Origin of the sequence: Synechocystis sp. CACIAM 05 (genome assembly GCF_010222815.1) — a bacterium.
Classification (GTDB): Bacteria; Cyanobacteriota; Cyanobacteriia; order Cyanobacteriales; family Microcystaceae; genus Synechocystis.
In genome coordinates, this window is sequence record NZ_CP019225.1 from 3,243,353 (window position 1) to 3,252,942 (window position 9,590).

9 protein-coding genes, 1 other RNA gene and 1 pseudogene are annotated in these 9,590 nt (G+C 48.6%); 4 read left to right on the forward strand and 7 right to left on the reverse strand.

What is annotated here, in order from left to right:
• Positions 1-54 precede the first annotated feature (54 nt).
• Positions 55-414, reverse strand: a pseudogene (locus tag BWK47_RS15210) (IS1 family transposase); the annotation flags it as partial.
• A 255-nt stretch (positions 415-669) separates the two neighbouring features.
• On the opposite strand from BWK47_RS15210, the gene BWK47_RS15215 reads away from it, so the two are divergent.
• Positions 670-1,467: a radical SAM protein gene (locus BWK47_RS15215; RefSeq protein WP_162329303.1), complete on the forward strand. Its 798-nt coding sequence runs from the start codon at positions 670-672 to the stop codon at positions 1,465-1,467.
• 23 nt (positions 1,468-1,490) lie between these two features.
• Here the strand turns inward: BWK47_RS15215 and ssrA are convergent.
• From ssrA to ilvC, 3 genes are all read right to left on the reverse strand, one after another.
• Positions 1,491-1,889, reverse strand: a transfer-messenger RNA (tmRNA) gene (ssrA, locus tag BWK47_RS15220).
• 206 nt (positions 1,890-2,095) lie between these two features.
• Positions 2,096-2,326, reverse strand: a complete 231-nt coding sequence (locus BWK47_RS15225) for a NifU family protein (protein WP_010874147.1) — start codon at positions 2,324-2,326, stop codon at positions 2,096-2,098.
• A gap of 107 nt (positions 2,327-2,433) precedes the next feature.
• Positions 2,434-3,480: a ketol-acid reductoisomerase gene (gene ilvC / locus BWK47_RS15230; RefSeq protein WP_162329304.1), complete on the reverse strand. Its 1,047-nt coding sequence runs from the start codon at positions 3,478-3,480 to the stop codon at positions 2,434-2,436.
• 81 nt (positions 3,481-3,561) lie between these two features.
• On the opposite strand from ilvC, the gene BWK47_RS15235 reads away from it, so the two are divergent.
• Together BWK47_RS15235 and hisA are read left to right on the forward strand one after the other, a co-directional pair.
• Positions 3,562-3,945 (forward strand): DUF4346 domain-containing protein, encoded by a 384-nt coding sequence (locus BWK47_RS15235; RefSeq protein WP_162329305.1) that lies wholly within the window; start codon positions 3,562-3,564, stop codon positions 3,943-3,945.
• Positions 3,946-4,013: 68 nt separating this feature from the next.
• Positions 4,014-4,784, forward strand: coding sequence for a 1-(5-phosphoribosyl)-5-[(5-phosphoribosylamino)methylideneamino]imidazole-4-carboxamide isomerase (gene hisA, locus BWK47_RS15240; protein WP_162329306.1), 771 nt, complete (start codon positions 4,014-4,016; stop codon positions 4,782-4,784).
• Between the two features lie 23 nt (positions 4,785-4,807).
• On the opposite strand, the gene nadB is transcribed toward hisA, so the two are convergent.
• The 3 genes from nadB to psaK all read right to left on the reverse strand — a co-directional run bounded on the left by nadB (position 4,808) and on the right by psaK (position 7,381).
• On the reverse strand, positions 4,808-6,469 hold the full coding sequence (gene nadB / locus BWK47_RS15245) for an L-aspartate oxidase (RefSeq protein WP_162329307.1): 1,662 nt from the start codon (positions 6,467-6,469) through the stop codon (positions 4,808-4,810).
• Between the two features lie 106 nt (positions 6,470-6,575).
• Positions 6,576-7,013, reverse strand: a complete 438-nt coding sequence (locus tag BWK47_RS15250) for a hypothetical protein (RefSeq protein ID WP_162329308.1) — start codon at positions 7,011-7,013, stop codon at positions 6,576-6,578.
• 95 nt (positions 7,014-7,108) lie between these two features.
• The gene (gene psaK, locus BWK47_RS15255) at positions 7,109-7,381 is read right to left on the reverse strand and encodes a photosystem I reaction center subunit PsaK (protein WP_162329309.1); all 273 of its coding nucleotides are present in this window, start codon (positions 7,379-7,381) and stop codon (positions 7,109-7,111) included.
• 625 nt (positions 7,382-8,006) lie between these two features.
• On the opposite strand from psaK, the gene rpoD reads away from it, so the two are divergent.
• Entirely contained in the window at positions 8,007-9,284 is a 1,278-nt protein-coding gene (rpoD, locus tag BWK47_RS15260; RefSeq protein WP_010874154.1) for an RNA polymerase sigma factor RpoD, read from the forward strand.
• The last annotated feature ends 306 nt before the right edge of the window (positions 9,285-9,590 follow it).

Consider the following 9,590-nt stretch of genomic DNA (forward strand, 5'->3'; position numbering starts at 1 on the left):
AGGATTATCCATCTTCAGTAGTGTTATCCATGTAGTGAAAATCCAAAGAGAGTTTCAAGAAAGTAATAAGAGGCGCCAGTTGTACAGTAATTCTATACCACTATTGACCCTGAATTTGGCAAATATTGCCATGGTGATATCAACCGTGTGGGCTGACCTGGAGACAACTTTCGTGCGGCGATGAAATCTAGCAAACCAATGGCGATTATCTGAGTTGTTTCTCTCAATTTCTACTGTTTCTCTTTTGCTAATCCCATGAAACGCATGGGGATGTTCATCCAGCAGTTGTTGATAGGGCCTCCAGTCATCGGTACAGTACACCGTCACTTTCCACTTTGCCAGTCTCTCCAGCAAACGACTCAGGGTCAAACCTTTGACGTAATCAAACCAGATAAGATATTTACTTTTAGTCGCCGGAGGGCATTCGGAGACTTTAAATGGATGGGGAGGGATGGTAAGACTACTTCGGTAGCACGACCCGGTGAAGCGTAAACCCCATTCCGCGACTACTGTAACAGGTAGCGTGGTGAGGAAACTTCTGGCTTTAGCCAGGAGATGATGTCGGCTAGGCTATCGGGGAGATCTAGGGGCCAATTTTTCTCTACCATCACCGTCAGTTAAGATTGGTTATTAGATATTCCATGACTAATGGAAGACGGGGAGAGAGATTTGAACAAGACTTTTACGGCGGTGTACGGCCCCGTTAATTCCTGGCGCTATGGCCGTTCCCTGGGCATTGATCCCATCGGGGCTATTTCCACTTGTTCTTTTAACTGCGTTTACTGTCAACTGGGGGAAATTGAGCACCTCAGCGGCGATCGCCAAATTTTCATTCCCACCGCTGACATTTTGCGAGAATTGGCCCAGTTTGCTCCCTGGGAGGTGGATGTAATTACCCTTAGCGGTAGTGGGGAGCCGACGCTAGCCAAAAATTTAGGAGAAATTCTCGAAGGCATTAAAAAGTTGACTGGGAAATTAATCTTGGTACTCACCAATGCGACTTTGTTAAATGATGCTCAGGTAAGAGAAGAGCTCTCCTTAGCAGACAAGATTTCTGTCAAATTAGACGGATTGTGGCCAGACCAGTTGGCAAAAATTAACCGACCGATCGCCGGCATTGAGCTGGAGCAAATTTTGAGTGGTATTCAAGCCTTTCAACGGGAATTTACGGGGGAATTATCGGTTCAAACCATGGTGCTTCAGCCCTGGGACCAGACAACCGAGAACCGCTACTTGGAACTTTTATCCCTAATTCAGCCCGCCGAAGTGCAACTCAACAGCCCCACCAGGCCCAAACCCCTGCAGCGCGAATTGGAAGGCCGGGGCAACCATACCGGCACCCCCTATGGCGATCGCCCTGTAACCCGGATCAAATGCGTCGATGGTCAGACCCTACAAAATTTGGCCAAAAAAATAAGTGGGGCGATCGGCATTCCTGTCCGCTGCGCCCCCGTAAAAGTTTTGTAAATATGGTTAAACAATCTTTAAATAAATGGAGCCGAGCAGAATTGAACTGCTGTCCAAACTGGGTATTAACTTTCCGCTCATTCACAGGTTTAGTCCTTCTAGCCCTAGGACGGGGACCATCGATTATCCCTGATGGTGGGATGCTCTAGTCTGAGTCTTGATTGTTTAGCTAACTAGAGAAGAGCCAAACAAAGCATCCGTTGGGGTTAACCTCTAATCCTTAACGGAGTCAGAAAAGAAGTAAACGGTCTTTGACAAGAAAATGTAGCTTTTACAGACTAGGCTGCTACGGCTACCCGTTTGAAGCTGACGATGTTATTCGCAGTTACTTTTTTTTGAGCCTTTGATTTACGAGAGGAGACTCACTCTCGACCTGTATCACGGGCAAGCTTTCGCCAACCTGTCGAAACCATTGCGGCCCCTTGATATACACTCCCGATTATAAACCATTTTTTAGGGGGATGGCAAAAAGGAGCAGTGCCACCTCCAGCCTCTGCCCCGATATGGCTAACAAAAGTGCTCCCTCTCCAAACTAGTTAACTTAAATCATTGGTTGGTTCAGGAAAACGGAGCTTAGTCATCAAAAGTTGGGAAGGGATAAACTCCGGCAATGACTGTCCAACCTTTGTCAGAGGACTTGCTCAACTTCAGCAATTTCTGGGATCATTTCCCTTAATTTGCGCTCAATACCCATTTTTAGGGTCATGGTGGAACTGGGACAGGATCCACAAGCGCCCTGCAAACGTACTTTGACAATGGGACCGTCTAATTCCACTACTTCCACATTGCCGCCGTCAGCCATCAGGTAGGGACGGAGTTCATCCAATACCGTTTCCACATTATTTAGGGTGAGTTCCATCGCTCGCTAACCTCAGCTAAAAATTTTTGACTATCACTGATATCCTAACGTCAAACCCCGAGGCCAAGGTTGGCAAAAATCCCGGGGCTGAGGATAGAGAAAAGTAATTAGCGGTCTTTCAACCAACTGAACATGGCCCGCAGGTCTTTGCCCACTTCTTCGATCAATTCTTCTGATTCCCGACGACGCATGGCGGTGAAACCAGGTTTACCAGCTTGATTTTCCAACACGAATTCCCGGGCAAACTGACCAGATTGGATTTCATCGAGAATTTGCCGCATTTCTGCCTTGGTTTCTTCGGTGACAATGCGGGGTCCCCGGGTTAAATCGCCATATTCAGCGGTATTGGAAATGCTGTCTCGCATTTTGGCCAAGCCACCTTCCACAATCAAATCGACGATTAACTTAACTTCGTGGAGACATTCAAAATAGGCCAATTCCGGCTGATAGCCAGCTTCCACCAGAGTATCGAATCCTGCTTTGATCAAAGCAGTCAGACCGCCACAGAGCACCACCTGTTCGCCAAAAAGGTCGGTTTCCGTTTCTTCTCGGAAAGTGGTTTCTAAAATACCGGCCCTGGTGCCCCCAATGCCCTTAGCGTAGGCCATGGCATAGTCCCGGGCTTGGCCGCTGGCATCTTGGTACACAGCAAATAAGGCCGGTACTCCCTGGCCTTGTTCATAGGTGCGACGCACCAGATGGCCAGGCCCCTTAGGAGCGGCCATAACTACGTCCACATCGGCAGGGGGAACAATCTGGGCAAAGTTAATGTTGAAGCCGTGGGCAAATAACAGCACGTTGCCAGCCACGAGGTTAGGGGCGATTTCTGCTTCGTAAATGGATTTTTGCACTTCATCGGGCAGGAGAATCATAATCAGATCCGCCGCTTTGGCCGCTTCAGCCACAGATAAAACTTTTAGTCCGGCTCCTTCTGCTTTGGCAACGGATTTACTGCCACTGTATAGCCCGACGACCACGTTAACGCCACTATCCTTGAGGTTGAGCGCATGGGCGTGACCTTGGGAGCCATAGCCAATAATAGCCACGGTTTTTCCGGCTAAGAGGTCAAGATTGGCATCCTGATCGTAATACATACGAGCCATGTAACTATCTCCTTGCTGCGATTGAATGGTGCTCTGCAAACTTTTAATCATAGCAAAGGCCGGTCTGCTTATTCTGTCCTGTAAGTGTTGTAGGATCAAATTCTGCATCTGTTAAATTCTAGCTTTTAGTCTATGCTTGCCCTAATTGACACTGTTAAATCCATTGATGATCAGCTTTCCCGTCGCCATATTGACCTAGACCCCGCAGGTTATTGGTTGGTGGTGCTGGACCGGGAAGCTGGAGTGTTGAAGGTGGAGCACTACAGTAACGATATTAATGACCAGGGTTTAGCTGTAGATCCGGAAACGGGAGAAGTGATTGCCTGTCAGGGCGGAAGAAAAAGACTACCCAGTTTGACTTTAACTGGTCGCACTGCCAAGGAGTTGTGCGTGAAGATTTTTGAGGAGTTGGAATCCTGTCCAGTGACTATGCTCAACCATGCTGCTTACTTGGGTCGGGAATTGATGCGGGCGGAATTAGCCCTAACTGGGGGCGGGGAATATGTTCAGGATTAGTTAAATTGTCCTAAATAAGCAAATTTTGTCAGCGGCAATCAATAGCAACAAATCTGGAGACTGAAACCATGGAAATTTTACCGGCGATCGATCTGCTAGGTGGCAAGTGTGTGCGCCTCTATCAAGGGGATTATGACCAGTCCCAGGTGTACCACGAAGATCCGGTGGAAGTAGCCCGCCAGTGGCAAGCCCAGGGAGCTAGTCGTTTGCATTTAGTCGATCTTGATGGAGCTAAGGAAGGACAGCCAGTTAACCTAACGGCGATCGCCAATATTGTTGAAGCCCTAACCATTCCTGTACAGGTAGGCGGAGGCTTGAGGGATAGAAACCGGGTTAAACAATTGCTGGATTTGGGGGTGGGCCGAGTTATTCTAGGTACGATCGCCGTGGAAAGTCCTGACTTAGTGGGGGAATTATGTACGGAATTTCCTGGGCAAATTGTGGTGGGTATTGATGCCCGCAATGGCAAAGTCGCCACTAGGGGGTGGTTAGAAACCTCCACAGTGGAAGCAGGGGAATTAGCCCAACGCATGGAAAAGCTAGGAGCGGCGGCCATTATCTACACTGATATTCACCGGGATGGCACAATGCAGGGGCCCAACTTAGAGGCTCTGCGACAATTAGCTAGTCAGTTGACCATTCCAGTGATTGCATCGGGGGGAGTCAGCCAAGTAGAAGACCTGTTGAATCTGCTTAGCCTGGAAAGCCTGGGAGTAAACGGAGTCATCATTGGCAAAGCTCTGTACACCGGGGACATTCAGTTGGCAGAAGCAATCCGGGCAGTGGGCAATGGTCGCTGGCAAGATGTGCCGCCGTTGGACTTTCCCCGTTTGGGCTAGTTTTTTCGTTTTTTGAAGTCAAATTAGTCTTGACTCTGACTGGGTTGGAGAAAAACCCTCGTTCCTTCAATGACAGTGTGGCTTTGCCATTCTCTTTTGGTGTCAGGACAATCTAACCGATAATGTCCCCCCCGGCTTTCCTCCCGAAAGAGCGCACTAGTCAAAATTAATTGGGCTATATCCAGCAGATTATGGGTTTCGGCCCACAACTGCATAAATTCACCCAGCCCTGGGCCACTTAGGCTAATTTTTTGATCCTCTGGTAGGTGAGCTAAAAGCTTACTGCTGCTGAGTTGTTGCCATTGTTCTTGCCATTGTTCCAATTTGGCGATCGCCATTTGGAGAGTTTCAGCTTGGCGACAAATGCCGGCGGTTTGCCACATCAAGCGGGGTAATTCACTGCGCCAATGGTTTAGGAGGGCTAGGTCATTGGTGGTGTCTAGTCGAATTTCCTTTATCGATTGATTAACGTTGGAGTCACTGGAGGCAACGGGCGGTAAGCTCAAATTTCTTAATTGACTAGCAAAAACAATGCATTCCAGCAGAGAATTACTGGCCAGGCGATTGGCTCCATGGACCCCAGTGCTGGCGGTTTCCCCCAACGCATACAAGCCTGGAATAGTGGTTTGACAATTAATATCTGTGGTAATGCCCCCCATCCAATAATGGGCCGCTGGGGCAACGGGAATTGGTTCACGAAAAATGTCCACCCCCCAGTGCAAACAACGGCGAATAATATTGGGAAAACGCCTTTGGATGCGCTCCGGCTCAATGGGACTCAGATCCAAAAAAACAGTGGCTTGGGTGGGATCTTTTTCTGTATTGGCTAAATGTTGGAAAATCGCCCGACTAACCACGTCCCTGGGAGCTAGTTCTCCCCTGGGATGGTAATCAAAAGCAAATCTTTTCCCCTGGCGATCGAGCAGATGGGCCCCTTCCCCCCGCACTGCTTCACTGATCAAAAAATGGGGCACACCCGGTTTAGTTAAAGCGGTGGGATGAAATTGAAAGAATTCTAAATCCCGCACCCGGGCCCCCGATCGCCAAGCGAGGGCAATGCCGTCACCAGTACTAACTTTGGGATTGGTAGTTTGGGCAAACACTTGACCGCCGCCCCCGGTGGCCAATAACACCGCTCGGGAGTAGAAAGTTTCAATGGTTTGATTGACAAAAACCTGAATGCCCCGACAATGGCCCATTGTTGGATCAATATTTAAAGACAGGGCGATCGCCTGGGAAAAAATTTCCACATTGGGCCGAGCTTGCACCTGTTCCATCAACGTCGAAACAATGGCCCGCCCCGTAGTGTCCGCCGCATGGAGTACCCTCGGTTGGGAATGAGCCGCCTCCAACGTTAAAGCCAGATCCTGGCCCTGGCGATCAAAACTAACACCGAACTGCACCAACTCGGCGATCGCCTGGGGGGCATGATTCACTAGGAAATCCACCGCTTCCCCATCACATAAACCCGCTCCAGCAGCTAAGGTATCTTCGTAGTGAGACTGAGGAGAATCCGTCGGGGCAATAGCGGCGGCAATCCCTCCCTGGGCCCAATCACTGGCCCCCGTTTTCAGTTCCGCCTTGGTAACCAGAGCCACACGGTAATGACCAGGCAAACAAAGACAGGCATAAAGGCCTGCCGCTCCGGAGCCCACCACCACCACATCGAACTGATTTGCCCCCATATCCCCAATTCCCAAAAGATTGTCTTCCCAGATTAGCGGTTTCAGTCCAGCTTGGGGACATTTACCCAGACAGAGTTAGGGGTTAAAAATTGCAAATTGCCAATGCTTATCTAACATTAATATTCCAATCTCGTCGCAAATCCCGTTGGAAGTCATCCAAAACCCGTTTTAAAGTCTGCTCTACTGAATCACCATCGTTGTACTCATAGGTACGACATTGATTGGTGGTATAGATATCGGTGCGATCGGGCACTACATTTTCTTGGCCACCATAGGTTCTGCCGTAATAACCATCCTCAAACCCCCTAGCAAATTCGCCCCCAGCGGAACGGGGTTCAAAGGGCTTCTTGTCCCTGGCCGCCGCTGCTCCTTCCCGATAGCCATCGTCATAGGCTTGGGGATGACTGCCGGGATCCCGTAAAGTCCGGCTTTTTTCCACCGGATAACAATACTGGATCTTGCCAGCGTTAGCAGGGGCGATCGCCATTAGGGAAGAAAGGAAAACCCCGATAAGGCAAGTTGGTAAAAAACGGCAGTAACCCATGGCAAGTGATCACACTCTAGAAACAACTCTGGCAAAGCCCTGGTAAACCACCATGGTCAATACCCCCATCCAAAATATTGATGCTTGGTCGGTTCCTAGAGAATGCCACTACTAGCTAGACCCAACACCATGCCTGCTCCTAAAATGTGGCCGAAACTCATGATAGCCAGCAATTCCGGCAAGCCAAAGGTTTTCTTCGACGCCAACTGGGGCAGAGCCAAGTCCTTACCCTTACCGGTTTTTTGGATGGCAAAGTAGCCAATCACAAAAGCAAACACATTACAAAGGCACATGATAATGCCCACCGAAAGGCTCCAAGCAGCGGTGGTGGGACTAGCCTGGGCTAAAAGCAGAGCAGTATTAAACATTGATAAAGGTTCTCCAAAGATAATTTCAAAGACTTGATTTTCTTTGAGGTATTCTAGCCGATCAAGAGCAATCCCCCTCTCTGAGCGCCCCTGTTCCCTGGCGATCGCCGTCATCGATTCCGTTAACTTTTTGGCGATCGATGTCCCCTTAGTCCACTAATTAGTAATGATTAGTAATGAAAGCTTGACTAGGCAAAATTCCCCACACCAGTTGCAAAAAAAGATTGAAAAAGCCACTATCACGCAGAAAATTCCGTTGAGTCAAAAGCTCCAACCCCAGTTAGGTCAATCATCGGCAATAATTTTAAGTCTTTCTGTCCCCGCTCACCAGCAATGTGAAAAAAAGTCGTGGTCAGACCACAATTAAGCCCCATTTTTTTGTTATCGAGGCTACAATCAATGAAGTCTTTTTTCACTGATTCATCAAGCTCTACCGCTGACTAGCCTTCTCTAACACTTTTACGCCTGAATCCTTGCATTCTGTTTTTCCCCAACGAAGAAGTTAGAGAACCCCGAATCAATAGACTGACCGAGCGCACATCATCTAGCAACGCCTAGGGGTGGCCTCAACTTTGACTGACCAGCTAATTTTGTACACGACTTAGGAGTTAACGAGGAAAACGGCATGACCCAGACGAAAGAGCCACTCACCAAAGCTGAATCCGCCGAACTGGAGCAAGAAATAGAGCTAAGTCAATACATTAACACTGATGATATTGACGACGATGATATTGACGTAGAGGATTTAGAACAGGAAGTCGCCGCTACAGAAGGGAAGGAAAAAAAAGTCCGGAAAATTCGTAAGGACGCGGTTAAAAAGAAACCCTACACCGAAGACTCAATCCGTATCTATCTCCAGGAAATTGGCCGGATTCGTCTGCTCAGGGCCGAAGAAGAAATTGAACTAGCCCGTCAAATTGCCGACCTCCTCGAACTCGAGCTAATTCGGGACAACCTCACCCTTCAACTAGAACGCCAGCCCTCGGAACTGGAATGGGGTAAACAGGTCTGGAAGTTGGAAACCGCCAAACAACGGTTAGTAGGCGACAAGAAAAAAGAGCCGAAAAAGAAAGATATAGATAGTTACCTCGCCAATCCAGACAACGAATTAAGTCTGGAAAATGAATGGAGCCAACAGCCCAACAAAAATTTTGCCGCCTTCCGTCGTCGTCTTTTTCTGGATCGCCGAGCCAAAGACAAAATGGTGCAGTCTAACCTGCGGCTAGTAGTGTCCATTGCCAAAAAATATATGAATCGGGGTCTATCATTCCAAGATCTAATTCAGGAAGGTTCTCTAGGTTTAATCCGAGCTGCCGAAAAATTTGACCACGAAAAAGGTTACAAATTCTCCACCTATGCCACCTGGTGGATTCGCCAAGCCATCACCCGGGCGATCGCCGACCAATCTCGCACCATCCGCCTCCCCGTCCACCTCTACGAAACCATCTCCCGAATCAAAAAAACCACCAAACTCCTCTCCCAGGAAATGCGACGTAAACCCACCGAGGAAGAAATCGCCGAAAAAATGGAGATGACCATCGAAAAATTACGCTTCATCGCCAAATCCGCCCAACTTCCCATCTCCCTCGAAACCCCCATTGGGAAAGAAGAGGACTCCCGCCTAGGGGACTTCATCGAAGCCGACGGCGAAACCCCTGAGGATGAAGTATCCAAAAATCTGCTCCGGGAAGACCTGGAAAATGTTCTTGATACCCTCAGCCCCCGGGAACGAGACGTATTGCGTCTACGCTATGGCCTCGACGACGGCCGCATGAAGACCCTAGAAGAGATTGGGCAAATCTTTAACGTCACCCGGGAACGCATCCGTCAGATCGAAGCTAAAGCCCTGCGGAAACTGCGTCACCCTAACCGCAACAGCATCCTCAAGGAATATATCCGCTAATCCCCTTTATCCAGTGATATAACCCTCAGCGTTGTCTTGACCCCATCAGGACAGCGCTTTTTGTCTTTCTAGGGAGAATTCCAATTTCTATTGGACACACTGCACTGAATTCATAATTCACGCACCCGGCTTAACCCATCAGGAAGCCCAAAAGAAACCCCTGAAGCTCAGAATTTGTAGTTACCGGTGTCGAGCGAAGTTTTTTTCTATCGTTGAAGCCCTTACTATGACTGTGATTCAGGGATTTTGAAAAATATTTTGTGAAAAGGTGTTGACTTTTCTTGTGGTATTCCGTATATTGATAAA